This window comes from Streptomyces sp. NPDC059534, assembly GCF_042743475.1.
Taxonomy (GTDB): domain Bacteria; phylum Actinomycetota; class Actinomycetes; order Streptomycetales; family Streptomycetaceae; genus Streptomyces.
Genome location: NZ_JBHWAQ010000002.1, coordinates 325,036 through 351,340, shown reverse-complemented (window position 1 = coordinate 351,340; position 26,305 = coordinate 325,036). Strand labels below are relative to the sequence as shown.

Here is a 26,305-nt window from a genome sequence, read left to right as displayed (position 1 = left end):
TCCAGTCGTGCCCGGTCCGGCCGGACCCTCCCGCTGGTCGGGTCAGGCGTCCCCGGTGGCGGCGAGGGCGCGGACGGCGTCCGCGAATGCCTCGCCCCGCTTGTTGTAGTTGGTGAACATGTCCATCGAGGCGCAGGCCGGGGCGAGGAGGACCGTGTCACCCGGGCGGGCGAGCCGGGCCGCCTCGCGGACCGCCTCGGACATCGCCCCAGTGTCGGTCCGGTCGAGGTCCACCACCGGGACCTCCGGGGCGTGTCGCGCCAGGGCTTCGCGGATCAGCGCGCGGTCGGCGCCCATCAGGACGGCGCCGCGCAAGCGCTTCGCCGACCGCTGGACGAGCTCGTCGAAGGCCGCGCCCTTGGCGAGGCCGCCGGCGATCCAGACGATCGGGTCGTAGGCCGCCAACGAGGCTTCCGCGGCGTGGGTGTTGGTGGCCTTGGAGTCGTCGACGTACGTGACTCCCTGGACCTCCTCGACCAGTTCGATGCGGTGCGGGTCGGGCCGGAAGGCCCGCAGTCCGTCCCGTACGGCCTTCGCGTCGACGCCGAAGGCGCGGGCGAGGGCGGCGGCGGCGAGCGCGTTGGCGATGTTGTGCGGGGCCGGCGGCTGGACGTCGGCGACCTCGGCGAGCTCCTGGGCGTTCTTCTGCCGGTTCTCGACGAAGGCGCGGTCGACGAGGATGCCCTCGACGACGCCCAGTTGGGAGGGTCCGGGGGTGCCGAGGGTGAAGCCGATCGCCCGGCAGCCCTCCTCGACGTCGGCCTCGCGGACGAGGTCCTCGGTGACCTGATCGGCGACGTTGTAGACGCAGGCGATCTGGTTGCCCTCGTAGATCCGGCCCTTGTCGGCGGCGTACGCCTCCATGGAGCCGTGCCAGTCGAGGTGGTCGGGCGCCAGGTTGAGCACGGCGGCCGAGTGGACGCGGACCGAGGGCGCCCAGTGGAGCTGGTAGCTGGAGAGCTCGACGGCGAGTACGTCGAGATCGCTGTACTCCTCCGAGCGGACGGCGTCGAGGAGCGAGACCCCGATGTTGCCGACGGCGGCGGTCCGCAGCCCGGCCGCCTCCAGGATGGAGGCGAGCATCCGCACGGTCGTGGTCTTGCCGTTGGTGCCGGTGACCGCGAGCCAGGGCGCGGCCCCGGGGCCGCGCAGCCGCCAGGCCAGCTCGACGTCGCCCCAGACCTCGACGCCCGCCTCGGCGGCGGCCGCGAAGAGCGGCTTGTCGGGCCGCCAGCCGGGGGTGGTGACGATCAGCTCGGTGCCGGACGGCAGGGTCGCCCCGTCGCCGAGGCGGACGGTGATGCCCTCCGCCTCCAGCTCGGCCGCCTGGGCCCGGGAGCGCTCGTCGTCGCCGTCGTTGACGACGGTCACGAGCGCGCCGAGGCCGTGCAGGACGCGGGCGGCCGGAATGCCGGACACCCCGAGTCCCGCGACGGTGACCTTCTTGCCGTTCCAGTCGAGCTGTTCCGTCACTTTTCCGCTGCCCATCCCGCGTAGAAGAGGCCCAGGCCCACGATCACGCACATGCCCTGGATGATCCAGAACCGGACGACGACCAGGACCTCGGACCACCCCTTGAGTTCGAAGTGGTGCTGGAGGGGGGCCATCCGGAAGACGCGCTTGCCCGTCATCTTGAACGAACCGACCTGGATGACCACGGACATCGTGATCAGCACGAACAGGCCGCCGAGCAGGGCGAGCAGCAGCTCCGTACGGGAGCAGATGGCGAGACCGGCGAGCGCGCCGCCGAGGGCCAGCGAGCCGGTGTCACCCATGAAGATCTTGGCCGGCGAGGTGTTCCACCACAGGAAGCCGAAGCAGGAACCCATCAGCGCGGAGGCGACGACCGCGAGGTCGAGCGGGTCGCGCACCTCGAAACAGGCGTTGGGGTTGGTCAGGGTCATGGCGTTCGCACAGGACTCCTGGAACTGCCAGAGCCCGATGAAGGTGTACGCGCCGAAGACCATCACCGACGCACCGGTGGCCAGGCCGTCCAGGCCGTCCGTCAGGTTCACGCCGTTGGACATGGCCAGGATCATGAAGAGCGCCCAGACCACGAAGAGCACCGGGCCTATGGCCCAGCCGAAGTCCATGATGAAGGAGAGCTTCGTGGAGGCCGGGGTGAGCCCGCGCAGGTCCGCGAACTGGAGCGACAGCACGGCGAAGGCGATGCCGACGATCAGCTGTCCGGCCATCTTCGCCTTGGCGCGCAGGCCGAGCGACCGCTGCTTGACGATCTTGATGTAGTCGTCGAGGAAGCCGACCAGGCCCATGCCGGCCATCAGGAACAGCACCAGGGCGCCCGAGTACGTCGGGTCCTCGCCGGTGATGACCTTGGCCAGGGCGTACGCGATGAGCGTGGCCAGGATGAAGGAGATACCACCCATGGTGGGCGTGCCCTTCTTCCCGGCGTGGCCGCGCGGGCCGTCGTCCCGGATGAACTGCCCGTACCCCTTGCGGGCAAGGAGCTTGATCAGCAGCGGCGTGCCGATCAGGGTCAGGAAGAGCCCGATGGCCCCCGCGAAGAGGATCTGCCTCATCGGCCGGTGACCTCGCCCTCGGTGTCGAGCAGTGCCAGGGCGACCTGTTCGAGACCGACCGACCTGGAAGCCTTCACAAGGACGACATCCCCCGGGCGCAGCTCACTGCGCAACAGGTCGACAGCCGCCTGCGCGTCGGACACGTGCACCGACTCCTCACCCCACGAACCCTCGTTATATGCGCCCAGTTGCAGCCAGGACGCTTCCCTGTCCCCGACCGCGACGAGCTTGCTGACGTTGAGCCGGACGGCGAGCCGTCCGACCGCGTCGTGCTCGACGAGCGATGCGTCACCGAGCTCGGCCATCCTGCCGAGCACCGCCCACGTGCGGGCCCCTCGGGCCTGTGCGGCCCTGCCCATGGCCGCGAGCGCGCGCAGGGCGGCTCGCATGGACTCGGGGTTCGCGTTGTAGGCGTCGTTGACGATCGTCACGCCGTCCGGACGCTCGGTGACCTCCATGCGCCAGCGCGACAGGGTTCCCGCTTCGGAGAGCGCGGTGGCGATCTCTTCGACGGGCATGCCCAGCTCGTGCGCGACGGCGGCCGCTGCGAGCGCGTTCGACACGTGGTGCTCACCGTACAGGCGCAAGGTCACGTCGCTGCACCCGGTGGGTGTGTGAAGCCTGAAAGAAGGCTGTCCGGTCTCTGTGAGGTGGACGTTCTCGGCCCGTACGGCCGCTTCGTCCGCTTCGCCGAAGAAGATCACGCGGGCCTTGGTGCGGCTCGCCATCGCGCGGACGAGCGGGTCGTCGGCGTTGAGGACCGCGATGCCGCCCTCCTCGGCGGCCGGCAGGGACTCGACGAGCTCGCCCTTGGCCTCGGCGATCTGCTCCCGGCCGCCGAACTCGCCGATGTGGGCGGTGCCGACGTTGAGGACGAGGCCGATACGGGGCGGGGTGAGGCCGGTGAGGTAGCGGATGTGCCCGATGCCGCGGGCGCCCATCTCCAGGACCAGGTGCCGGGTCTCGTCGCTCGCGCGGAGCGCCGTGAGCGGCAGGCCGATCTCGTTGTTGAGCGAGCCGGGCGTCCAGACGGTGGGCGCGTGCCGGTCGAGGACCTGGGCGATCAGGTCCTTGGTGGAGGTCTTGCCGGCGGAGCCGGTGAGGGCGACGACATCGGTGCCGAGCCGTTCCACGACCGCGCGGGCGAGGGCCCCGAGCGCGGCCTGGACGTCGTCGACGACGATGGCGGGGACGCCGACGGGCCGGGCGGCCAGCACGGCCGCCGCACCCGCCTCGACGGCACGCCCCGCGTAGTCGTGGCCGTCGACGTGTTCACCGGCGAAGGCCACGAAGAGGCTGCCGTCCCGCACTTCGCGGGAGTCGATGACGACGGGCCCGGTGATCCGGGTGGCCGGATCCGGTATGTCGTGCGCCTGCCCGCCGACGATTTCGGCGACCTCGGCGAGGGAGAGGGCGATCACTGCTTCATCCCTGACTGTTCTGGTGGCTGTCTGTTCCGCCCGGAGCGGCTGCCTGGGCGTCCTGCCGGTCGGCGATCGCCGCGCGCAGCACCACTCGGTCGTCGAAGGGGCGTACCACTCCGGCGATCTCCTGGCCCTGCTCGTGGCCCTTGCCCGCGACGAGCACGGTGTCGCCGGGCTGTGCGCGGGCGACGGCCGCGGCGACCGCCGCGGCGCGGTCGGCGAGGACGAGCACCTCGCCGCGTTCCTCCGCGGGGACCTCGGCGGCGCCCGCGAGCATGGCGGCGAGGATCCGCAGCGGATCCTCGGAGCGGGGGTTGTCGGAGGTCAGGACGGCGGTGTCGGCGAGCCGGGCCGCGGCGGCGCCCATCGGGCCGCGCTTGGTGGTGTCCCGGTCGCCGCCGCAGCCGATGACCACGTGCAGCCGGCCCTCGGTGACCTCGCGCAGGGAGCGCAGGACCGACTCGACGGCGTCCGTCTTGTGCGCGTAGTCGACGACCGCGAGGTACGACTGGCCGGCGTCGACGCGCTCCAGGCGGCCCGGCACGCCGGGGACGGCGGCGACGCCCTCGGCGGCGGACCGGGGGTCGAGGCCCGCGGCGGCGAGGGTGGCGATCGCGGCGAGGGTGTTGGCGACGTTGAAGGGGCCGGGCAGCGGGGCGGTGGCGGGGATCCGCACGCCGTCCGGGCCGACCGCGGTGAACGTCGAGTCGTGGGAGCCGAGGACGAGGTCCTCGGCGCGCCAGTCGGCGTCGGCGCGGCCCTCGGCGGAGAAGGTGACGACCGGGACGGTGGCCTCCTTGGTGAGCCGGCGGCCGTACTCGTCGTCCAGGTTGACCACGCCCAGGCGGCTGCGCGCGGGCGTGAAGAGCCCGGCCTTCGCCTGGAAATAGTCCTCCATGTCGGAGTGGAACTCCATGTGCTCCGGGCTGAGGTTGTTGAAGACGGCGACGTCGAAGACGCAGCCGTCGACCCGGCCGAGCACGAGGGCGTGGCTGGAGACCTCCATGGCGACGGCCTCGACGCCCCGCTCGCGCATGACGGCGAAGAGGGCCTGGAGGTCGGTGGCCTCGGGGGTGGTCCGCTCCGACTTGATCCGCTCGTCGCCGATCCGCATCTCGACGGTGCCGACGAGACCGGTCTTCCGTCCGGAGCCGCGCAGGCCCCCTTCGACGAGGTACGCGGTGGTGGTCTTGCCGGAGGTGCCGGTGATGCCGATCTGGAGGAGGCCGGCGCCGGGCCGCCCGTAGATCTCGGCGGCGAGTTCGCCCATCCGGCCGCGCGGGTCCTCGACGACCAGGACCGGGAGGCCGGTCGCGGCGGCGCGCGCGGCGCCCGCCGGGTCGGTGAGGATCGCGGCGGCGCCGAGGCCGGCGGCCTGGGCGACGAAGTCGGCGCCGTGTGTACGGGCACCGGGCAGGGCCGCGTACACGTCACCGGGGCGCACCGCCCGCGAGTCGTGGGTGATGCCGGAGATCTCGGCGGCCCCGGGGGTGTCGACCCCCAGGTGTGCGGCCAGGTCGCCCAGGGGTGTCGGGCGGGCCTGCTCCGGCCGGGGCGGGGTGGTTCGGTACTGATCAGCGTGTGGCACGGCGGTGAGCGTACCGGGCGCACCCTCTGCGGGGCCAAAAGAGCCCGGGGCGTCGCCGGAGTTCGGTTTCCGGTTCCCGGAATGGGGGGTGATCGTTGTCACTGGTGCTCCCGGAGGGTCACGGGGTGGGGTCGGAGAAGACCGGCAGTCGGGCGGGCTCGCTGCCCGTGGGGGCGACGTGGAGGGTCTTGAGGGCGAACTCCATGACCTTCTTGTAGATGGGTCCGCAGATCTGGCCGCCGAAGTAGTTCCCCTTGGTGGGGTTCTGGATGGCGCAGTAGACGGTGATCTGCGGGTCGTCGGCCGGGGCGAAGCCGGCGAAGGAGGCGGTGTACCCCTTGTAGCGGCCGAGCTCGGGGTCGACGCGGTTGGCGGTGCCGGTCTTGCCGGCGATCCGGTAGCCGGGGATGGCGGCCTTGTTGCCGGTGCCCTCCCGGTCGTCGACGACGGACTCCAGCATCCGGGCGAGGGTCACGGCGGTCTTCTCGCTGACGACCCGGGACTCCTGGGGCGTGGGGGCCGGGGTGAAGCGCCCGTCGGGCCCCTTGGTGCCGCGGATGAGGGTCGGCTCGACGCGTACGCCCTTGTTGGCGATGGTCGAGTACACGGAGGCGGCCTGCATCGCGCTGACGGAGAGGCCCTGGCCGAAGGGGATCGTGTACTGCTGCGAGGTGGACCAGTCCTCGGGCTTGGCGAGGATGCCGGCGGTCTCGCCCGGGTAGTCCAGGCCGGTGGGGCTGCCGATGCCGAACTTGCGCAGGTAGGAGTACAGGATCCGGTTGGACTCGGGCTGGGTGGCGCCGAGCTGGCCGGTGGCGAGGATGGTGCCGATGTTGCTGGACTTGGCGAGGACGCCGTTGAGGGTCAGGTGCCAGGTCTTGTGGTCGATGTCGTCCTTGAAGAGCCGGTCGCCGCGGTGGAGCCGGTTGGGGACGGTGACCTGGGTGTCGGGGGTCGCCTTGCCCTCCTCCAGGACGGCGGCCATGGACATGACCTTGCTGGTGGAGCCGGGCTCGTAGGCGTCCTGGAGGGCGGCGTTGCCCATGGAGGCCGCGTTGGCGGCGGAGAGGTCGTTGGGGTCGAAGCCGGGGGCGTTGGCCATGGCGAGGACCTCGCCGGTCCGGGTGTTCTGCACGACGACGTAGCCGCGGTCGGCCTTCGACTTCTTCACCTGGTCGGTGATGGCCTGCTGGGCGGCCCACTGGATGTCCCGGTCGATGGTGAGCTCGATGTCGGAGCCGGGGACGGCGGGGGTGCCCTGGGAGCCGGCGGTCGGCACCTGGCGGCCGCCGGACTGGGTGAAGCGGATCGTGCCGTCCCGGCCGGCCAGCTCCGGGTCGAGCATGGACTCGACGCCGCCCGCGCCCCGGCCCTCGGCGTTGACGTAGCCCAGTATCCCGGCGGCGAGCTCGCCGTTGGGGTACACCCGCTTGGTGCTGGGCTCGCTGAGGACGCCGCCGAGGAGGTTGACGCCGTTGCCGCCGGCGGAGCGCTGCGCCTTCTGCCCGTAGACCCGCTTGAGGTCCTTGATCTGGTTCCACACCTGCGGGGTCCGCTTGCGGGCCAGGAGGGTGTAGCGGGACTTGGGGGTGCGGAGCTTCTTGGCGAGCTCGGCGGGTTCCTTGCCCAGGATGGGGGCGAGGAGCGCGGCGGCCTGCTCGGGCGCGTCGGGGACCTTGGACTCCTCGGGGGTGAAGAGCTTGGGGTCGGCCGTGATGTCGTAGGCGTCGACGCTGGCGGCCAGCGCGATGCCGTTGCGGTCGGTGATCTCGCCCCGGTCGGCGGAGAGCGTGTACTCCTGGAAGCGGTACTTGTCGGCCTTGGCCGCGTACGCGCTGGCGTCGACGGCCTGCACCTGGAGCAGCCGCACCACGAAGGCCAGCATGACGACGGTCAGGCCGAGGGAGACCAGGCGCAGCCGGGGCCGGGGGCTGCCGAGCCGGATGGTGCGGGGCCGGCGGGCCGGCGGCCGGGGCGCGGTCCGCTTCGCGGCCGGGCGCGGGGCGGGCCTGGACGGGCGGGCTCCGGCGGAGGCGGGCCGGGGCCGCGCGGGCTGTGCGGGTCCGGGGACGCGGCGGCGCGGGGGCTCCTTGGGGGGCACTGCTCGGTCACCTGCCGGAGGTCGTAGGGGAGACGGGTGCGGGCGCTGTCCTTGCGGGGCCGGGGCCGGTGGGGCCCGGACCGGTGGAGGCCGAGCCGGTGGGGCCTGTGCCGGTGGGAACGGGGGGCGTGGTCCTCGGGGCCCGGGGCGGCTTCGGCTTCGGCTTCGCGCTCGGGGTCGGGCTCGGCTTGGGGGCGACGGCCTCCGAGGGTTCGCCGAGGACCTTGCCGTCGGGGCCGAGGAAGGCGGGGCTGCCGCCGGGGACCATGCCGAGCTCGCGGGCGCGCCGCTCCAGCGCGTCGGGAGCCGCGTAGTCGTCCACGTCCCGCTGGAGCGCCTGCTCCTCGTCGGTGAGCTCGGTGGTCCGGTTCTTCAGCTCGTTCAGCTGGAAGGAGCCCTGGTTGAGCGCCGAGTTCAGCAGCAGCAGGGAGATGAGTCCGCCGCCGAGGAGGACCACGACGAGCAGGACGAAGGGGGTGCGGGCGGCCGAGCTGGGCCCCGACGGCATGAGCCGTCCGAGCCGCGCGGCCCGCCCTTTGAGCGGCCCCTTCGCCGTGGTCACAGCACGTCCTCCCGGATGCGCTCGGCGCCCCGGAGCCGGGCCGGGGCGGCGCGCCGGTTCTCGGCGACCTCCTCCTCCGTGGGCAGCTCGGCGCCGCGGGTGAGCAGCTTGAGGCGGGGCTGGTACTTCTCCGGTACGACCGGCAGGCCGGGCGGCGCGGTGGTGGCCGCGCCGGCCGCGAAGACCTGCTTGACGATGCGGTCCTCCAGGGACTGGTAGGAGAGGACGGCGACCCGTCCGCCGACGGCGAGGGCCTTCACGGCCGCCGGGATCGCCTTCTCGACGCTGTCGAGCTCGCGGTTGACCTCGATGCGCAGGGCCTGGAAGGTGCGCTTGGCCGGGTTGCCGCCGGTGCGCTTGGCCGCCTGGGGCAGGGCGTCGCGGATGAGCTCGACGAGCCGGGCGCTGTTGCTGAACGGCTCCTTCTCGCGCTCGCGCACCACCGCGGAGACGATCCGCTTGGCCTGCTTCTCCTCGCCGTACGCGCGCAGGATGCGGACCAGCTCGCCGGCCGGGTAGGTGTTGAGGACCTCGGCCGCGCTGATGCCGGTCGTCTGGTCCATGCGCATGTCGAGCGGGGCGTCCTGGGCGTAGGCGAAGCCGCGGTCGGCCTCGTCCAGCTGCATGGAGGAGACGCCGAGGTCGAAGAGGACGCCGTCCACCTTCGGGATGCCGAGCCGGTCGAGGACCTCGGGCAGCTCGTCGTACACGGCGTGGACGAGGGTGGCGCGCTCGCCGTACGGGGCGAGCCGCTCGCCGGAGAGCCGCAGCGCCTCCTTGTCCCGGTCGAGGGCGACGAGTCGCACCTCGGGGAACCTCTTGAGCAGGGCCTCGCTGTGGCCGCCGAGGCCCAGGGTGCAGTCGACGACGACCGCGCCGGGGCGCTCCAGTGCGGGGGCCAACATGTCCAGGCACCGCTGGAGCATCACCGGGACGTGTCGGTCGTTGCTCAATGCGCCCTCTCAGAGCCGGCGCGGAGGCACGTACCGCGGAAGGAGGCCGAGCCGTAGTACCGCCGCACACACGGGGAGAAACCGCGGAAATCGCTCGATGTCTCCGTTAACTTCGCGTCACTTTAGTCCACCGGACGCGCCGGTCAATCAACCGGCTGGCGCGTCGCACGGCGCCGGCGGGCGGGGCGGACATTCCGGACGGCTCACTCGTTCGGGGCCATGATCCCGGCGCCTGTGGGTTAGCTCACAACAAGGCTCATTGACGTTCTTTGTCCCCTCTCACAGCAGGCCCGGGCGCACTGTGACCGTTACCGTCGGAACCATGTCGACCTCCGCGCACCCCTCTGCCGACGCCATACGCACCGGCGGCACGGTCACCGACCGTCTCGTCGAGGCCAACGAGCACTACGCCGCAGACTTCAGCAACCCCGGAATGGACGCGCGCCCCGTGCTGCGCGTCGCCGTCGTCGCCTGCATGGACGCCCGCCTCGACCTGCACGCGGCCCTCGGCCTCGAACTCGGCGACTGCCACACCATCCGCAACGCGGGCGGCGTGGTCACCGACGACGTGATCCGCTCCCTCACCATCAGCCAGCGCGCCCTCGGCACCCGCAGCGTGATGCTGGTGCACCACACGAACTGTGGCCTGGAATCGCTCACCGAGGACTTCCGGCACGAACTGGAGGACGAGGTCGGCCAGCGTCCGGCCTGGGCCGTCGAGGCGTTCCGCGACGTCGACCAGGACGTCCGCCAGTCGATGCAGCGGGTGCGGACCTCCCCCTTCCTGCTGCACTCCGACGACGTGCGGGGCTTCGTCTTCGACGTGACGACGGGTCTGCTGCGCGAGATCGACCCGGCGTAAACATCCAAATCCCGGCATTTCCCCCGCACTTGCCCACCGGCAAGTGACACGACCCGGCCACGGCAACAACAATGCTCGGGTGACACCCCCCGAAGATCCCACGGGGGCAGGTGTCCGTGTTCCGGAAGGCCGAGGAGGGCCGGGTGACGACCTATGACGATCGAGCGAGCCTCACTGATCTGACCACCACCGCGGAGCGGGTCCGCAGGTCGGTGGAGAGCGTGATCGAGGGCAAGCCCGAGGTCGTACGGCTTTCGCTGACCGTGCTGCTCGCCGAGGGACATCTCCTGATCGAGGATGTCCCCGGCGTCGGCAAGACCATGCTGGCCAAGACGCTGGCCCGGTCCATCGACTGCTCGGTGCGCCGGATCCAGTTCACGCCCGACCTGCTGCCCTCGGACATCACCGGCGTGTCGATCTTCGACCAGCAGCGTCGGGAGTTCGAGTTCAAGCCGGGCGCGATCTTCGCCCAGATCGTGATCGGCGACGAGATCAACCGCGCCTCGCCGAAGACCCAGTCCGCGCTCCTGGAGTCCATGGAGGAACGCCAGGTCACCGTGGACGGCCAGACCTACGAACTGCCCAGCCCGTTCATGGTCGTCGCCACCCAGAACCCGGTCGAGATGGAGGGCACCTACCCGCTGCCCGAAGCCCAGCGCGACCGCTTCATGGCCCGGGTCTCCATCGGCTACCCGAACGCCGAGGCCGAACTCCGGATGCTCGACGTGCACGGCTCGGCCTCCCCGCTGGACGACCTCCAGCCGGTCGCCCACGCCCACGACGTCATGAAACTGATCGAGGCCGTCCGCGCGGTCCACGTCGCCGACGCCGTACGCCGCTACGCGGTCGACATCGTCGCCGCCACCCGCACCCACGCCGACCTGCGGCTCGGCGCCTCCCCCCGGGCCACGCTCCACCTGCTGCGCGCCGCCAAGGCATCCGCCGCGCTGAGCGGCCGCGAGTACGTGCTGCCCGACGACCTCCAGGCCCTCGCCGCCCCCGTCCTCGCCCACCGGCTGCTGCCGACGGCGCAGGCCCAGCTGAACCGGCGCACCGCCGAGCAGGTCGTCCAGGACATCCTGCAGCGCACGCCCGTCCCGGCCGCGGCCCCGCCCGCCGGACCGCTCTACGGCCAGCAGCAGCCCGGCGCCCGGCGGCTGTGATGGGAGGCGCTCCCGGGCCGGACGGACAGTGGGGCGAAGACGACCGGGGCGGTCTGCGGGCCGCCTTCGGCGGCCTCACCACCCGCGGCCGGTCCTTCCTCGCCGCGGGCATGGCCGCCGCGGTCTGCGCGTACGTCCTCGGCCAGGCCGACCTGCTGCGCGTCGGGCTGCTCCTCGCCGCCCTGCCGCTGATCTGCGTCCTCGTGCTGCACCGCACCCGCTACCGGGTCGCGGCCTCCCGCCGGCTCACCCCCCAGCGGGTGGAGGCGGGCGCCGAGGCCCGGGTCCAGCTGCGGATGGAGAACGTCTCCAAGCTCCCCACCGGGCTGCTGATGCTCCAGGACCACGTGCCGTACATGCTGGGCCCCCGCCCCCGCTTCGTCCTCGACCGGGTCGAGGCGGGCGGCCGGCGCGAGGTGTCCTACCGGGTCCGCTCCGACCTGCGCGGCCGCTTCCCCCTCGGCCCCCTCCAGCTGCGGCTCAACGACCCCTTCGGAATGTGCGAGCTGACCCGCGCCTTCAGCGCGTACGACACCCTCACCGTCATCCCGCGGACCGTGCCCCTGCCCCCGGTGAAGCTCACCGGCGAGTCATCCGGGTACGGCGACGGACAGCAGCGCTCCCTCGCGCTCGCCGGAGACGACGACGTCATCCCGCGCACCTACCGGCACGGCGACGACCTGCGCCGGGTGCACTGGCGCTCCACCGCCCGCTACGGCGAGCTGATGGTCCGCCGCGAGGAACAGCCGCAGCGGGCCCGCTGCACCGTCCTCCTCGACACCCGCCGGATCGCCTACCAGGGCTCCGGCCCCGACTCCGCCTTCGAATGGGCGGTCTCCGGCGCCGCCTCCGCCCTGGTGCACATGATGGAGCGCGGCTACGCGGTCCGGCTGCTCACCGACACCGGCAGCGCGGTGCCCGGCGAGGGCTCCGAGGGCTTCGCCGGCTCGACCCAGGACCCGGCCGACTCGGCCGGCCTCCTCATGGACACCCTCGCGGTCGTCGACCACTCCGAGGGCGCCGGACTCTCCCGCGCCTCCGACGTGCTGCGCGGCGGCAACGAAGGGCTGCTCATCGCCTTCGTCGGCGACCTCGACGAGGAGCAGGCGGCCCTCACCGCCCGGATGCGCGGCCGCAGCGGCGCGGCCGTCGCCTTCGTCCTCGACTCCGGCACCTGGCTCACCGGCGGCGCCGTCGCCGGAACCGGCGAGGACCGGGTACGGCAGCTCCAGGAAGCGGGCTGGACGGCACTGGCCGTACCGGCCGGGGCCCGGCTCGCCGACCTGTGGCAGCAGGTTGCCGGAACGCGCGCGGAATCCGCCGCCGACACCTACGGAGGCTGGTCATGAGCGGCCGCGCACGGCTGACACTCGCCGCCTGGGGCGCCACCCTGATGGCGTCCGGAGCCCTGCTCCCCCTGGTGAAGCCGGCGACCTGGATCTTCACGGCCGCCTTCGTCCTCGCCCTGGTGAGCGGGGTCGGCACCCTGGCCCGGCGGGTACCGCTCGCCCGGCCGCTCACCCTCCTCGCGCAGACCGTCGCCGCGCTGCTCGCGCTGACCCTGATCTTCACGCGGGAGCAGGCCCTGCTCTGGCTGATCCCCGGCCCGCAGGCGCTCACGCACGCCACCGAACTGTTCCGGGCCGGCGCCGACGACGTCAGCCGGTACGCGATCCCCGCACCGGACACCGAGGGCATCCGGCTCATGCTGGTCGGCGGCGTCGTCGCGATCGGCCTCCTGGTCGACACCCTCGCCGTCACCTTCCGCCGGGCCGCCCCGGCCGGTCTGCCGCTGCTCGCCCTGTACTCGGTCGCGGCCGGCCTCTCCGGCGGCGGCGCGGGCTGGCTCTGGTTCCTCCTCGCCGCCTCCGGCTATCTGCTGCTGCTCCTCGCCGAAGGCCGCGACCGGCTCTCCCAGTGGGGGCGGGTCTTCGGCGGCGCCCAGCGCTCCGGCCGGCCCGGCTCCGCCGTCGCGGCCGCCGGCACCCCCGCCTTCGCCCCGGCCCGCACCGGACGCCGCATCGGCGTCGTCGCGATGGGCATCGCCATGGTGGTGCCGCTCGCCCTGCCCGGCCTCAGCGGCGGGCTGTTCGGCGGCGGCAGCGGCGAAGGCGGTACCGGCGGCGGCAAGGGCGGCACGATCTCGGCCGTGAACCCGCTGGTCTCCCTCCAGGACAACCTGCGCCAGCCGGAGGACCGCGAGGTCCTGCGCTACCGGACCAACTCCCGCGACACCGGCGACCTCTACCTGCGGCTCGTCGCCCTCGACCAGTTCGACGGAACCTCGTGGAAGTCCTCCGTCCGCCCGATCGAGGACGTGCCCAAGCAGCTGCCCTGGCCCCAAGGACTCTCCCAGAGCGTCCGGATCACCGAGGTGACCAGCAACTTCGTCGCCTCCGACGCCTACGACCAGAAGTGGCTGCCGATGCCGTACCCGGCCGGCCGGGTCGACATCAGCGGACGCTGGCGGTACGAGCCGGCCGGACGCATGCTCGTCGGCGACGACAAGCAGTCCACCAAGGGCGCCCGCTACCAGGTCACCAGCCTGGACGTCCAGCCGACACCCGAGCAGCTGGCCACCGCAGGACCCGTGCCCGAGAAGCTCCGCAGCGAGTACACCAAGGTGCCCGACTCGCTGCCCGACGACGTGCGCTCGACCGCCCTGACCGTGACCAAGGGTGCCCGCAACGACTATGAGCGGGCCGTGAAGCTCCAGGAGTGGTTCGCCCGCGACGGCGGCTTCCGCTACGACGTCGACGTGGAATCCGGCACCGGCGTCCAGGCCATCTCCCGCTTCCTGAAGGACAAGCAGGGCTTCTGCGTCCACTTCTCCTTCTCGATGGCGGCGATGGCCCGCTCGCTCGGCGTCCCCGCCCGCGTGGCCGTCGGCTTCACACCGGGCACCACCCAGACCGACGGCTCGATCTCGGTCGGCATCCGGGACGCGCACGCCTGGCCCGAGCTGTACTTCGAAGGCGTCGGCTGGACCCGGTTCGAACCCACGCCCTCCCGCGGCACCACCCCCACCTACACCCGGGAGAACACGCCCTCCGGCACCGCCACCGGCCCCGCACAGCCCGAGCAGAGCGCCTCGGCCCTGCCCTCCGCCGCGCCCAGCGCCTCGGAGAGCTGCACCCCGCAGATGAAGCGGCTCGGCGACTGCGGCCCCGACGCCGCCGTCGGCGGCGCCTCGTCGGACGGTTCGGGACCGGACCCGCTCACCGTGGCACTGCTCTCCCTGGGAGTGCTCGCCGCCCTCGCGCTCCCGCTGCTCCCGCTGCTCTGGCGGACCCGCGTCCGGGCCCGCCGGCTCGGCTCCGACGGCGGCCGCGGCCCCGCGGAGACGGCCGCGCGGACACTCGCCGTCTGGCAGGAGATCACCGACACCGCCTGGGACTACGGGGTCGAACCCGACGAGTCCCAGACGCCGCGGAGGACGGCGGCCCGGATCATCCGCCTGGGTGAACTGCGCGGCGAGTCCGCCGACGCGGTGCACCGGGTGGCGCGGGCCGTCGAAGAGGTCCTCTACGCGCCCCGGCCGACGCCGGTCGCCGGACTCTCCGAAGAGGCCGGGCGCGTCCGGGCCGGGTTCCACGCCGGCGCCGGCCGCCTCGCCCGCCTCCGCGCCCTTCTCGCGCCCCGGTCGGCCGTCCGCGTCCGCTGGGCCGCGTCCGCCCGCTGGTCCGCCGCCTCCACCCGCTGGTCCGCCACCACCGCCCGCTGGTCCCACCACCGCCGCACCCTCACCACCCGCCTCCGCCCCCACAAACCCACCTAACCCCAGGCCCGACGCCGGTCGGCCGGACCCGCGGGGCCTCACGCCGACCGGCCCCGCGGGGCACGGCCCGGTCTGGGGATGGGCACGGAGGGGCCCCGCGGGGGGGGCGGGCCACGGGGAGGGGCCGCCGTGGGGCCCGCGGGCTGGGTCGGGAATGGGGTGAGCCCCGCAGGGGGCCTGCGGGGCTCGGGGGTTAGGGGGGCGGGGCTGCCGCTCGGGGGGCCGTCAGTGGCCGCCGCCCTGCTGTTCGTCGCGGCGGCGCTGCCACCGCTCTTCGATGCGGTTCATCATGGAGCGTCGCTGCCGGGCCTGACGGCCTCCGGCCGCCATCCCGCCCCTGGCCTGCTGCTGCTCACCCGGCTTGGGCGCCTTGCGCCATCCAGTGACGGCCAGGACCGCGCAGCCCAGCATGACGAGGAATCCCACCACGCTGATCCAGATCTGCTGTGCGACCATTCCGGCCATGAGGAGCGCGATACCCACCAGGAAGCCGGCGACTGCTTGGTAGACCCGTCGTCGGGTGTACGTACGCAGTCCGCTTCCCTCGAGCGCTGTCGCGAACTTGGGATCTTCGGCGTACAGCGCTCGCTCCATCTGCTCGAGCATTCGCTGCTCGTGCTCCGAGAGCGGCACGGAGTCCTCCTAGTCGTCGGTCGCGGGGGCGACCGGTTTGCGGCCCTTTCAGGATAGGCAGGGAATCGCCCCCGTGAAACCCGCCCTCAATGCCGAATAGCCAATCCGGGCCGCCATGCGGATCGGTTGCTGAGGCGTTGATTCCCCAGCCCCTTGTCCGTCATGCCGGATGGTGTCCCCCGATCATACGGGGCTGAACCGCTCATCGGGCGGGCAGTGGCGTACTCCGTGGAGTGCCGCGGCACGCACCGCCGAACGGGTGGCCGTCCTGTTCAGGCGCGCTTCTCGCCCAGGACGTGCAGCTGGGTGGCGATGGCCTGGAAGGAAGGCAGCTCGGCCGCGGCCGCTTCCAGCTTGAGGAGGGCCTCCGCGGCACCGGGCTCGGTGTCGACGAGGGCGCCGGGGACGAGGTCGGCGAAGACCCGGACTCCGTGCACGGCGCCGACCTGGAGTCCGGCCTCGTGGGCCAGTTCGGTGAGCTGCTCGGCGCTGAAGCGGCGGGGTACGGGGTCGCCGGCGCCCCAGCGGCCCGCCGGGTCGGAGAGCGCGTGCCGGGCCTCGGTGAAGTGTCCGGCGAGGGCGCGGGCCAGGACGGCGCCGCCGAGTCCGGCGGCGAGCAGGCTGAGGCTGCCGGCGGGCCGGAGCGCGGCGACCGCGTTCCGTACGCCTTCGGCGGGGTCGTCGACGTACTCCAGGACGCCGTGGCAGAGCACGGCGTCGAAGCCTTCGCGGCCGACCACGTCGAAGAGGCCCCGGATGTCGCCCTGGACGCCGGTGACGAGGTCGGCGACGCCGGCTTCGGCGGCCCGGCGCTCCAGCGCGAAGAGCGCGTTGGGGCTGGGGTCGACGACGGTGACCCGGTGGCCGAGGCGGGCCACCGGTACCGCGAAGTTCCCGGAGCCGCCGCCCGTGTCGAGGACGTCGAGGCTGTCCTTCCCGGTGGCCTCGATCCGGCGGTCGAGGGCGTCTTTGAGGACGTCCCAGACGACGGCGGTACGCAGGGAGGCGCGCGACGGGCGCGACGTCGCCTCTCGACCGAAGACAGGGGAAGGGTCCGGCACGGCTGTTGACTCCTCGGTGACGGGTACGGACGCTCCCCACCCTATGGCCTCGGTCCCGCCTTTCGGATCATCCTTCGGACTCGCCGGCCGACGGCCTGCGCGGGCGTACCGGCCGGAGGGCGAGGAGCCGCTCGACCAGGCGCAGGAAGAGCGCGGCGTCCCTGAGCAGGTCGTCGGCCTCGCGCCGGGTGGCGGCGCCGGCGATGCCGGCCTCGGCGCGGGCCCTGCGCGGGGCGCCCGCGGCGAAGAGGGCGCTCCACTCGGTCAGCTCGGGGGCCAGTTCGGCGAGGAGCTCCCAGGCGGTGCGTATCCGCTGCCGCCGGCGGGGGCCGGTCTCGGGTCTGGCCCGGGCGGCGAGCACGGCGGCGGCGGCGCGCAGGGCGGCCAGGTGGGCGGCGGCGTACCGCTCGTGGGGGCGGTCGAGGGAGGCGGCCTCGACGAGGCCGGCCCGGGCCTTGGCGAGGAGTTCGAGGGCGGCGGGCGGGGCGGTGGCGCGGCGCGGGACGGGGTGGATGTCGGACGCGGGTCCCGGCTGCGCGGGTGCGGGACGGCTTGCGGGGTGGCGCCGGGGCGCTGCGGATGCGGAAGGGCTGGCCATGACGAACCTCCTGCCGTCGCGTGACGGCTCTGTGGCCGTCTGTGTTCATCGTGCCCGCCCCCACTGACAATCACGCTGACCTGGGGTTTTGCCTGGAATCCAACTCGGGGGTAACTTTTGAACTGACTGGTCAGTTCAAAAAGGGGAATTGGGGGGTGAGTCCGTGGGCACGGAAGCCGAGGAGCATCCGCACGGCGCCGCCGTCGTCACGGACGGCTTCGGACTGAAGGGCCCGCGCGGCTGGGCCTTCCGCGAGGTGTCCTTCCGGGCGGAGCCCGGGGCGCTGGTGGCGATCGAGGGCCCGTCGGGTTCGGGCCGCACCTGCCTGCTGCTCGCGCTCACCGGCAGGATGAAGTCCCACGAGGGCGACGCCGAGGTCGGGGGTCTCGCGCTGCCCCGGAGGATGGCCGCCGTGCGCCGGATCAGCGCGCTCGGGCAGGTCCCCGGCGTCAGCGAGCTCGACCCGGCCTTCACGGTCGCCGAGCACCTGCGCGAGCGGGCCCTGCTCCAGCGCCGTTACGACGGTTCCGTACGGGCCCTCCTGCGGCGTCCCGCCGAGCGCGCGGCGACGTCCCGCGCCCGGATCGAGGAGGCCGTGGCGGCCGCGGGTCTCGACCTCGCCGCCCTGCCGAAGGGCGAGCGGACCTCCGTACGGGACCTGGAGCGGCTGGAAGCCCTGCGGCTCTCGATCGCCCTGGCCCTGATCGGCCGCCCCCTGCTGCTCGGCGTCGACGACACCGACCTGAAGCTCTCGGACGCCGACCGGGCCGAGGCGTGGGCGCTGCTGCGCTCCGTGGCCGCCTCCGGGACGACCGTCCTCGCGGTCTGCAGCGAGGCCCCCGCGGACGCCCTGCGCCTCACCACGCTCGCGGGCGCGGCGAAGCCCACCGGGGAATCCGCCAGGCAACCCGCCGCCGCGGAATCGGCCACCAGGGAAACCGCCGCTGACCCCGCCGACGCAGACGCAGACGCAGGCACCGGCACAGACACCGACGCCGACGGCGCCGCCGAAGCGGGGACCGCCGCCGAGGAGCCCTCCGACGACGCCGCACCCGCCGACGCCGCACCCGACACCACCACCGCATCCACGACCGAGGAGGGGGCGGCCGATGCGCTCGCCGAAACTGGCCGCGCTTGAGCTGAGGCGCTTCGGCAGGGGAAAGCTGCCGCGCGCCGCGCTCGTCGCGATCCTGCTGCTGCCGCTGCTGTACGGCGCCCTGTACCTGTACTCGTTCTGGGACCCGTACAGCAGGCTCGACAGGATCCCCGTGGCCCTGGTGAACGAGGACCGGGGCGCCACCGCCGACGGCAAGCCGATCCACGCGGGGGACGACCTCGCCAAGGGGCTCCTGGACAGCAACACCTTCGCGTGGCACGAGGTGAGCGACGCCGAGGCGCGCGAGGGCGTCGAGAACGGGACGTACTACCTGTCCCTGACCATGCCCGCCGACTTCAGCTCGCGCATCGCCTCCAGCTCCGGCGAGTCCCCCGAGACCGGGGCGCTCCGGGTGCGGACGAACGACGCGAACAACTACATCGTCGGGCAGATCTCCCGGACGGTCTTCTCCGAGGTCCGCACCGCGGCCTCCACCAAGTCCTCGCGCACGTTCCTCGACAAGATCTTCATCTCCTTCTCCGACATCCACGACGCCACCGCGAAGGCCGCCAAGGGCGCCGCCGACCTCAAGCAGGGCGTGGACAAGGCCAAGAAGGGCTCCAAGGACCTGTCGGACGGGCTCACGACGGCCAAGACCGGCAGCGGTGACCTGGCGGCCGGCCTGAAGAAGCTCGACAAGGGCGCCAAGGACCTGGAGAGCGGCTCACGGAAGGTCGCGAACGGCACGCAGGCCCTGGCCGACAAGGTGAACGGCACCGCCGACAAGGTCCGCCCCTACCTGGCGAACAACGGCAAGTCGATCCGCGACACCGCCCGCCTGGTCTCCGACTCCGCGACGGCGGTCCGGCACAACCTGGACGACCTGGTCCGGCGCGCGCCCCTGGTGCGTTCCGCCGCCCACAAGGCCGACGACGGTCTGGCCAAGCTGCACCGCGAGGCGTGCGTGGACGACCCCGCCCCCGACGCCAAGGTCTGCGAGGTGCTGAAGGAGGCCACGGTCACCGCGGGCGACGTGGCCACGATCGCCGACGACGTGCACGAGCTCACCAAGAACGACACCGACGACCTGAAGACCCTGGACGCGCGCCTGGCCAAGCTCACGAAGCAGGCCGACGAGCTGGCCGCCCGCGCCCCGCACCTCGACGAGGACGTCGAGGGCGCCATCAGGAAGATCAACGACCTCAACGCGGGCGCGAAGAAGGTCGCGGCGGGCGCGGACCGGCTGCACACCGGCATCACCGAGGCCAAGGCCGGCTCCGTCAGCCTCGACACCGGCGTCGGCAAGCTCAAGAAGGGCGCGGGCGCGCTCGACGGCGGCCTGTTCAAGCTGGCCGACGGCTCCGGCGAACTGGCCGGCGGCCTGCACGACGGCGTCGAGCAGATCCCGGACTACGACAAGCAGGACCGCGACCGGCGTACGGAGGTCATGGCCGACCCGGTGCGGCTCGCCTCCCAGTCGCTGCACAAGGCGCCCAACTACGGCACCGGTTTCGCCCCGTACTTCATCCCGCTCTCCCTCTGGGTCGGCGCGATGGTGGCCTACATGATCATCCAGCCGCTGAACCGGCGCGCCCTCGCCGCCGGCGGCTCGGCCTGGCGGATCGCGCTGGCGGGCTGGCTGCCGGTGGCGGCGATCGGCGTCCTCCAGGTCGCCGCCCTGATGTCGGTCCTGCACTGGGGCCTCGGCCTCCAGATGGCCAGGGCCGCCGGCACGGTCGGTTTCCTCGCGCTGGTCACCTGCTGCTTCGCCGCGATCATCCAGTGGCTCAACGCCCGCTTCGGCGCGGCCGGCCGGATCCTGGTCCTCGCGGTCCTGATGCTCCAGCTGACCTCGGCGGGCGGCACCTACCCCGTCCAGACCAGCCCGGGCTTCTTCAACGCCGTCCACCCGTTCCTGCCGATGAGCTACGTGGTCGAGGCGCTGCGCCGGCTGATCACGGGCGGCGGGACGGGCCCCGTCTGGCAGGCGTGCGCGGTCCTGACCGCCTTCACCCTGGGCGCCCTGACCCTGACCGCCGTCTCGGCCCGCAAGCGGCAGGTCTGGACGCTCGACCGGCTCCACCCCGAACTGACCCTGTGAGACCGGGCCGGTGACACCCGCGACACCTGTGAGAATCGACCCCATGGACAGCAGCAGCACCCGACGCCAGGCCACGCGCGCGAAGCTCTACGAGGCCGCCGTCACTCTCATCGCGGAGCAGGGCTTCTCGGCGACGACGGTGGACGAGATCGCCGAGCGGGCCGGCGTGGCCAAGGGCACGGTGTACTACAACTTCAAGAGCAAGACCGAGCTCTTCGAGGAGCTGCTGCGCCACGGGGTGTCGCTGCTCGCCGCCTCCCTGCGCTCGGCGGCCGAGGAGACCGCCGAGCGCGGCGGGAGCCGCATCGACGCCCTCGACGCGATGATCCGGGCGGGGCTGGTCTTCATCGACCGCTACCCGGCCTTCACCCAGCTGTACGTGGCCGAGCTCTGGCGCACCAACCGGGCCTGGAACTCGACGCTCCTGGTGGTCCGCCAGGAGGCCGTCGCGGTGGTCGAGGGGGTGCTGCGGGAGGGGGTCGCGGCCGGCGAGCTGAACGAGGAGATCGACGTGCAGCTGACGGCGGCCGCGCTGGTCGGCATGGTCCTGGTGGCCGCGCTCGACTGGCAGGCGTTCCAGAGCGAGCGGTCCCTCGACGACGTGCACGCGGCGCTCTCCCGGCTGCTGCACGGCCGGGTCGGCGGCTGCTGACGCCGGACACGCGCGCGGGGACCCGGACGGGGACCGCGGCACGACGGCACCGCTGAGAGGCGGAGAGACGACGAAACGGAAAGGCCGGTGCGGCGAGGCTCGATCCCCCCGAGCCTCACCGCACCGGCTTCTTTCCTGGTGCACCCCCGTGCCGTCAGGCGCACGACCCCGTTCCGCAGCCCCGTGCCGGCGGTACCGGAGCCGCGCCCCTTCCGTGGACTCCACTCTCCCTTCCGCGGGGCCCCGGGCCCATCCGCGCACCTACTCATCTCGCCCTCTAGGTACGCGTACTCAGTCCTGGTTACGATCGCGGGCGTGTCCGTACTCCCCCTGGTGTTCACCAGCGGCTGGGCGAGCGGGATCAACGCGTACGCGGTGGTCCTGCTGTTCGGCATCTTCGGCGCGACCGGGCTGACCGACGAGGTGCCCGAGTCCCTCCAGCGCACCGACGTCCTCGTCGTCGCGGGCGTGCTGTTCCTGTGCGAGGCGGTGGCGGACAAGATTCCGTACGTCGACTCGATATGGGACTCCGTCCACACCGTCGTCCGGCCGATCGCGGGGGCCGTCGTCGGAGCCCTGCTCGCCGGGCAGAACGGTTCGCTGCCCGAGCTGGCGGCGGGCGCCGTCGGCGGCACGACGGCCCTGCTGAGCCACTTCGTCAAGGCGGGGACGAGGATGGCGGTCAACACCTCGCCGGAGCCGTTCACCAACGTCGGGCTGAGCCTGGCGGAGGACCTCGCGGTGGCGGGGATCGTCACCTTCGCGCTCTTCCACCCGGTGACGGCCGCGGTCATCGCGGCCGTACTGCTCCTGCTCGGCCTGGCGATACTGGTCTTCCTCGCCCAGCGGATCCGCCGCTTCCTGCGTCGCAGGTCCCAGCGCCGCGAGGAGAGGAGACTGGCCGCCCTGGGCACCCGCTCACGGGCCCATCCGCCGCCCGACGACGACGGGTCGGCCCACTTCTGACTGCTGACGGCCCGGACGCCGACGGGGACGCCGACCGGGCCTCCGCCGGTGTCCGAGGGGCCGGATAGGCTCCCCGACATGGCACGGATTGTGGTGATCGGCGCGGGACTCGGCGCCATGGCGGCGGCGGCCCGGCTGGCCGTGGCGGGCCACCGGATGACGGTGTACGAGCGGGGGGCGACGTACGGCGGCGCGGTCGGCCGGTTCGAGCGCGACGGGTTCGCCTTCGACACGGGGCCGGGGCTGCTGCATCTGCCCGCCGTCTACCGGGACCTGTTCGTGAAGACGGGCAAGGAGCCGCTGGAGGAGTGCGTCACCCTGACGCAGGTCGATCCGGCGAGCCGTCATGTGTTCGCCGACGGCACGCGCGTGGACCTGCCGAACGCCTCCCGGGCCGGTACGGCCGCCGCCCTGGACGCGGCGCTCGGCGCGGGCGCGGGCGAGCGCTGGGGCGACTTCCTGGTGCGGGCCCGCGAGGCGTGGGACCGCACCCGCCGCCCACTCCTGGAGGAGCCGCAGCCGGCCGACCCGGCGCCGCTCGCCCGCGAGCCGTACCCGGCCCTGAAGGCGGGCCTGCTGCGCCGCCCGACGACGACGCTCGCGCAGATCGGGGCGCGGGAGCTGCGCGACCCCCGGCTCGCCGCCCTGCTCGACGCGTACGCGTGGTCGTACGGTTTCGACCCGGCCACCGTCCCGGCCTCGGCCGCCGTCCTGCCGTACATGGAGCAGACGTTCGGCAGCTGGTACGTGGGCGGGGGGCTGCGGGCGCTCGCCGACGCGGTGTACGAGCGGTGCCGGAAGCGGCGGGTGGAGTTCGTCTTCGGCACGCCGGTGGAGGACGTCCTGGAGAAGGACGGCCGGGCGGTCGGTGTCCGGCTCGCCGACGGCGGGACCGTCGAGGCCGATCACGTCGTCTCCGGGGCGCCGGTGCCGGCGCTCTACCGCGACCACGTCGTCGAGTGGGAGCACGGCGACGACTGGCCGCACCACCAGGTCAACGGCACGGGCCGGGTGACGGTCTGTCTGGCCCTGCGCGGGCCCCGCGAGGCCGACGCGGTGCACCGCACGGTCGTGCACGCGGCCGACGGGCGGCCGACCGTGACGGTGCTGCGGCCGGACGACCCGGCGCTGCGCCCGGACGCGGTCCACGAGTCGGTGACGGTGACGGCGACCGTCCGCACGTCCGGGCAGGAGGAGTGGGAGTCCTTCGCCGGGCGGATGACCGAGGCCGCCGGGCAGGCGGTGCCGGGGCTGCGGGAGCGGCTGCTGTGGCGGCACGTGCGCACCCCGGAGGACGTCCGGCGGGACACCGGGTCCGCCGAGGTGCCGGGGCCCGCGCTGGCCGGGGCCCGCGGGCTGCTGCTGCCGGCCGCCAACCGCTCGCCGCTGCCGGGGCTCTGGTTCGCCGGCGGCTGGTCCCACCCGGGCGGCGGGCTCGCCCACGCGGGCATGTCCGGCGCCCTGGTGGCGGGCCTGATCGTGGAGGGCGACGGCTTCCGCGGCTCCCAGTAAGGAGCCGCCGGGCCCTCAGTACCGGTACTGCTGCTGGTCGTCCGGGTGCGGCTCGTAGCCGTACGGGCTCGGGGCCTGCTGCTGCTGGTGGGGGTCCGGCTCGTTGTCGCGCTGCTGCGGGACCCACACCCCGCCGGGCGGGGTGTCGTAGGTGTACGAGGGGGCGTAGGGGTCGGCGTAGTACGGGGCGTACTGCTGGCCGTCCGCGCCGGGGCCGATGTACGGGTCGGAGTAGGTGGCGTACTGCTGCTGTCCGGCGGCGCCGTAGTCGTAGGCGGGCTGCTGCTCGTAGGAGGGCTGCGGGTACCCGGTCTGGTCATAGGCGGGCTGGTCGTGGGACGGCTGGTCGTACCCGGGCGCGTAGGGGTCGTACCCCGTCCCGTAGCCGGCGGCGGCGGTGTGGCCGCCGTCGTAGATCCCGTACTGGCCGGTGTCCTCGGGGAGCGGCTCGGGCTCGTAGACCGCGGCGGCCCCGGTGTCGGCCGGGTGGGCCGCCGCGTCGTCGGTCCCGTGTGCGGCGAAGGCGGTGTCGTCATCGCCGTAGGACAGGTCGGTGACCTGGAGGGTGGGTCCCGCCTGGGCCGCGGATCCGGACCTGCGGCGGCGGCTCGCCCCCGGGTTCCCGCCGATCGCCCAGCCGGTGGAGAAGCCGCGGCGGAAGGAGAGCGTCACATAGGTCTGGCCGACGGCGAAGGCGACGGCTCCGGCGACGATGACCGCGACCGAGGGCAGCAACACGCCCAGGACCACGCCCAGGAAGCCGCAGAAGGCGAGCACGCGCCAGCGCAGCCGCGCCTTGTACTGGAGGAGCACCTCCCCCAGCAGCCACAGTGCGACCACGCCGAACGCGATGTAGAGGACCGTCCACCCCATGCCCCGCCGCCCCTCTCCACGGTCACCGCCGCGGGTCGGGGCGGGTACGACCGGTCACGACTGCTGGTGCAGTCCGAGATTCTCGTAGATCTCGAGCGTCGCGGTGGAGTTGTTCAGCGTGATGAAGTGCAGTCCGGGGACACCCTCGGAGAGCAGACGCGCGCAGAACTCCGTCGCGAACTCGATACCGATGGAGCGTACAGCGGCGGGATCGTCCTTGACGGCGAGGATGCGGTCTTTCACATCCGCCGGGAAGGCGGCGTTGCTCAGCTGGGGCAGCCGGTCGAGGGTCTTGACGTTCACGACGGGCATGACCTCGGGGATGATCGGGGTCTCGCAGCCCGCCTTCACGACGCTGTCGCGCAGCCGCAGGTAGTTCTCCGGGTCGAAGAACATCTGGGTGATGGCGTAGTCGGCACCCGCGCGGCACTTGTCCACGAAGTGCCGGATGTCCGTGTCCCAGTCCTCGGAGCGGGGGTGCATCTCGGGGAAGGCCGCGACGCCGACGCAGAAGTCGCCCGACTCCTTGATCAGCCGGACCAGGTCGGCGGCGTACTTCACGCCCTCCGGGTGCTCGACCCACTCCCCCAGCGGGTCGCCCGGCGGGTCGCCGCGGACGGCGAGCATGTTGCGGATGCCGGCGTCGGCGTACTGGCCGAGGATGTTGCGCAGTTCGGCCACGGAGTGGTCGACGGCCGTGAGGTGCGCGACGGGGGTGAGCGTGGTGTCGGAGGCGATCTTCTGGGTGGCCTTGACGGTGCCGCCGCGGGTGGTGCCGCCGGCGCCGTAGGTCACGGAGACGAAGCTGGGACCGACCGCCTCGACGCGGCGCATGGCGTTCCAGAGGACCTGCTCGCCCTTCTCGGTCCGGGGCGCGTAGAACTCGAAGGAGTACGACGTGCCGCCGGAGGCGAGGATCTCGCGCACCGTGCGTGCGCGGTCCGATCGGACGGAAGCGGTACCTAGGGCCATACGGGCAGGTTAGACGGGGCGCGGTGGGCCGCGTAAACGGCGTCCGAGTGGTGGACACCTTTTCGGACACCCGATCGGGTCGGGTCAGGCCCCCGCGCGCTCGCGGACGCGCTTGGCGAGGGAGGCGGTCGCGGCGGCCGGATCCTCGGCCTCGGTGATCGCCCGGACGACGACGATGCGGCGGGCTCCCGCGTCCAGGACCTCGTCGAGGTTGGTCTCGTCGATGCCGCCGATGGCGAACCAGGGCCGGTCCTGGGCCAGGCCGGCCGTGTACCGCACGAGGTCGAGCCCCGGCGCGTACCGTCCGGGCTTGGTGGGGGTGGGCCAGCAGGGGCCGGTGCAGAAGTAGTCCACGCCCGGTTCGGCGGCGGCCGCGGCCGCCTCGCCCTCGGCGTGGCAGGAGCGGCCGATCAGGACCTCGTCGCCGAGGATCGCGCGGGCGGCTGGCACCGGCAGGTCGCCCTGGCCGAGGTGGAGGACGTCGGAGCCGATGGCGTGGGCGACGTCGGCCCGGTCGTTCACCGCGAGGAGCCTGCCGTGCCGGCGGGCGGCCTCGGCGAAGACGGCGAGGTGCTCCAGCTCCTCACCGGCCTCCATGCCCTTGTCGCGGAGCTGCACGATGTCCACGCCGGAGGAGAGCACGGCGTCGAGGAAGGCCGGCAGGTCGCCCTGGCGCTTCCGGGCGTCGGTGCACAGGTAGAGCCGGGCGTCGGCGAGCCGCTCACGAGGCGTGGGCATGGGTGGGTTCCCCCCGTAGGTGTCACGGGGCCGCGGGGGGGGGGGCGGGGCGGGGGCGGGGGCCCCCCCCCCCCCGCGCGGGGGGCTGAGAAAAAAAAAGACGACCCCACCCCGCCGCAGAGGGGGGTGGTG

Annotated in this window: 22 protein-coding genes; 9 read left to right on the top strand and 13 right to left on the bottom strand. The window is 73.2% G+C overall.

The window, feature by feature from the left end; all coding sequences use genetic code 11:
- Positions 1–42: 42 nt before the first annotated feature.
- The 7 genes from murD to rsmH are packed head-to-tail and all read right to left on the bottom strand — an operon-like array spanning position 43 to position 9,168.
- Positions 43–1,488, bottom strand: coding sequence for a UDP-N-acetylmuramoyl-L-alanine--D-glutamate ligase (murD, locus tag ACFVZH_RS03895; protein ID WP_384892694.1), 1,446 nt, complete (start codon positions 1,486–1,488; stop codon positions 43–45).
- Positions 1,470–2,540 (bottom strand): phospho-N-acetylmuramoyl-pentapeptide-transferase, encoded by a 1,071-nt coding sequence (gene mraY / locus ACFVZH_RS03890; RefSeq protein ID WP_266890863.1) that lies wholly within the window; start codon positions 2,538–2,540, stop codon positions 1,470–1,472. Before mraY ends, murD begins: the two co-directional genes overlap by 19 nt.
- Positions 2,537–3,961, bottom strand: coding sequence for a UDP-N-acetylmuramoyl-tripeptide--D-alanyl-D-alanine ligase (gene murF / locus ACFVZH_RS03885; RefSeq protein ID WP_384892691.1), 1,425 nt, complete (start codon positions 3,959–3,961; stop codon positions 2,537–2,539). Before murF ends, mraY begins: the two co-directional genes overlap by 4 nt.
- Positions 3,962–3,965: 4 nt before the next feature.
- Positions 3,966–5,654: a UDP-N-acetylmuramoyl-L-alanyl-D-glutamate--2,6-diaminopimelate ligase gene (locus ACFVZH_RS03880; protein WP_384892688.1), complete on the bottom strand. Its 1,689-nt coding sequence runs from the start codon at positions 5,652–5,654 to the stop codon at positions 3,966–3,968.
- Between the two features lie 16 nt (positions 5,655–5,670).
- Positions 5,671–7,653: a peptidoglycan D,D-transpeptidase FtsI family protein gene (locus ACFVZH_RS03875; protein WP_384892685.1), complete on the bottom strand. Its 1,983-nt coding sequence runs from the start codon at positions 7,651–7,653 to the stop codon at positions 5,671–5,673.
- 7 nt (positions 7,654–7,660) lie between these two features.
- Positions 7,661–8,215 (bottom strand): septum formation initiator family protein, encoded by a 555-nt coding sequence (locus ACFVZH_RS03870; protein ID WP_384892682.1) that lies wholly within the window; start codon positions 8,213–8,215, stop codon positions 7,661–7,663.
- Positions 8,212–9,168: a 16S rRNA (cytosine(1402)-N(4))-methyltransferase RsmH gene (gene rsmH, locus ACFVZH_RS03865; RefSeq protein ID WP_384892679.1), complete on the bottom strand. Its 957-nt coding sequence runs from the start codon at positions 9,166–9,168 to the stop codon at positions 8,212–8,214. The genes ACFVZH_RS03870 and rsmH overlap by 4 nt, the downstream gene beginning before the upstream one ends.
- Before the next feature lie 322 nt (positions 9,169–9,490).
- On the opposite strand from rsmH, the gene ACFVZH_RS03860 reads away from it, so the two are divergent.
- The 4 genes from ACFVZH_RS03860 to ACFVZH_RS03845 all read left to right on the top strand — a co-directional run bounded on the left by ACFVZH_RS03860 (position 9,491) and on the right by ACFVZH_RS03845 (position 14,971).
- Positions 9,491–10,030, top strand: a complete 540-nt coding sequence (locus ACFVZH_RS03860) for a beta-class carbonic anhydrase (protein ID WP_384892676.1) — start codon at positions 9,491–9,493, stop codon at positions 10,028–10,030.
- A gap of 143 nt (positions 10,031–10,173) precedes the next feature.
- Positions 10,174–11,193: an AAA family ATPase gene (locus ACFVZH_RS03855; RefSeq protein WP_384892674.1), complete on the top strand. Its 1,020-nt coding sequence runs from the start codon at positions 10,174–10,176 to the stop codon at positions 11,191–11,193.
- Entirely contained in the window at positions 11,193–12,542 is a 1,350-nt protein-coding gene (locus ACFVZH_RS03850; protein ID WP_384892671.1) for a DUF58 domain-containing protein, read from the top strand. Before ACFVZH_RS03855 ends, ACFVZH_RS03850 begins: the two co-directional genes overlap by 1 nt.
- Positions 12,539–14,971: a DUF3488 and DUF4129 domain-containing transglutaminase family protein gene (locus ACFVZH_RS03845; protein WP_384892668.1), complete on the top strand. Its 2,433-nt coding sequence runs from the start codon at positions 12,539–12,541 to the stop codon at positions 14,969–14,971. Before ACFVZH_RS03850 ends, ACFVZH_RS03845 begins: the two co-directional genes overlap by 4 nt.
- Positions 14,972–15,196: 225 nt before the next feature.
- Here ACFVZH_RS03845 and ACFVZH_RS03840 read toward each other — a convergent pair whose 3' ends face one another.
- The 3 genes from ACFVZH_RS03840 to ACFVZH_RS03830 all read right to left on the bottom strand — a co-directional run bounded on the left by ACFVZH_RS03840 (position 15,197) and on the right by ACFVZH_RS03830 (position 17,263).
- Positions 15,197–15,604, bottom strand: coding sequence for a DUF3040 domain-containing protein (locus ACFVZH_RS03840; RefSeq protein ID WP_384892665.1), 408 nt, complete (start codon positions 15,602–15,604; stop codon positions 15,197–15,199).
- 272 nt (positions 15,605–15,876) lie between these two features.
- Positions 15,877–16,665 (bottom strand): class I SAM-dependent methyltransferase, encoded by a 789-nt coding sequence (locus ACFVZH_RS03835; RefSeq protein WP_384892663.1) that lies wholly within the window; start codon positions 16,663–16,665, stop codon positions 15,877–15,879.
- 67 nt (positions 16,666–16,732) lie between these two features.
- Entirely contained in the window at positions 16,733–17,263 is a 531-nt protein-coding gene (locus ACFVZH_RS03830) for an SAV_6107 family HEPN domain-containing protein (RefSeq protein WP_384892660.1), read from the bottom strand.
- 163 nt (positions 17,264–17,426) lie between these two features.
- On the opposite strand from ACFVZH_RS03830, the gene ACFVZH_RS03825 reads away from it, so the two are divergent.
- From ACFVZH_RS03825 to ACFVZH_RS03805, 5 genes are all read left to right on the top strand, one after another.
- Positions 17,427–18,401: an ATP-binding cassette domain-containing protein gene (locus tag ACFVZH_RS03825; RefSeq protein ID WP_384892657.1), complete on the top strand. Its 975-nt coding sequence runs from the start codon at positions 17,427–17,429 to the stop codon at positions 18,399–18,401.
- Positions 18,373–20,460 (top strand): YhgE/Pip family protein, encoded by a 2,088-nt coding sequence (locus ACFVZH_RS03820; RefSeq protein WP_384892654.1) that lies wholly within the window; start codon positions 18,373–18,375, stop codon positions 20,458–20,460. The genes ACFVZH_RS03825 and ACFVZH_RS03820 overlap by 29 nt, the downstream gene beginning before the upstream one ends.
- A 43-nt stretch (positions 20,461–20,503) precedes the next feature.
- On the top strand, positions 20,504–21,112 hold the full coding sequence (locus tag ACFVZH_RS03815) for a TetR/AcrR family transcriptional regulator (protein WP_384892651.1): 609 nt from the start codon (positions 20,504–20,506) through the stop codon (positions 21,110–21,112).
- Positions 21,113–21,427: 315 nt separating this feature from the next.
- Complete coding sequence (locus ACFVZH_RS03810; RefSeq protein ID WP_384892648.1) at positions 21,428–22,078, top strand: DUF4126 domain-containing protein; 651 nt, start codon at positions 21,428–21,430, stop codon at positions 22,076–22,078.
- A 78-nt stretch (positions 22,079–22,156) separates the two neighbouring features.
- Positions 22,157–23,590 (top strand): phytoene desaturase family protein, encoded by a 1,434-nt coding sequence (locus ACFVZH_RS03805; protein WP_384892646.1) that lies wholly within the window; start codon positions 22,157–22,159, stop codon positions 23,588–23,590.
- Between the two features lie 15 nt (positions 23,591–23,605).
- On the opposite strand, the gene ACFVZH_RS03800 is transcribed toward ACFVZH_RS03805, so the two are convergent.
- From ACFVZH_RS03800 to thiE, 3 genes are all read right to left on the bottom strand, one after another.
- Positions 23,606–24,463 carry a hypothetical protein gene (locus tag ACFVZH_RS03800; RefSeq protein WP_384892643.1) on the bottom strand — a complete coding sequence of 286 codons (858 nt, stop codon included), beginning with the start codon at positions 24,461–24,463 and terminating at the stop codon, positions 23,606–23,608.
- A 54-nt stretch (positions 24,464–24,517) separates the two neighbouring features.
- Entirely contained in the window at positions 24,518–25,435 is a 918-nt protein-coding gene (gene metF / locus ACFVZH_RS03795; protein ID WP_384892641.1) for a methylenetetrahydrofolate reductase [NAD(P)H], read from the bottom strand.
- Positions 25,436–25,519: 84 nt separating this feature from the next.
- Positions 25,520–26,173 carry a thiamine phosphate synthase gene (gene thiE / locus ACFVZH_RS03790; RefSeq protein ID WP_384892638.1) on the bottom strand — a complete coding sequence of 218 codons (654 nt, stop codon included), beginning with the start codon at positions 26,171–26,173 and terminating at the stop codon, positions 25,520–25,522.
- Positions 26,174–26,305 lie beyond the last annotated feature (132 nt).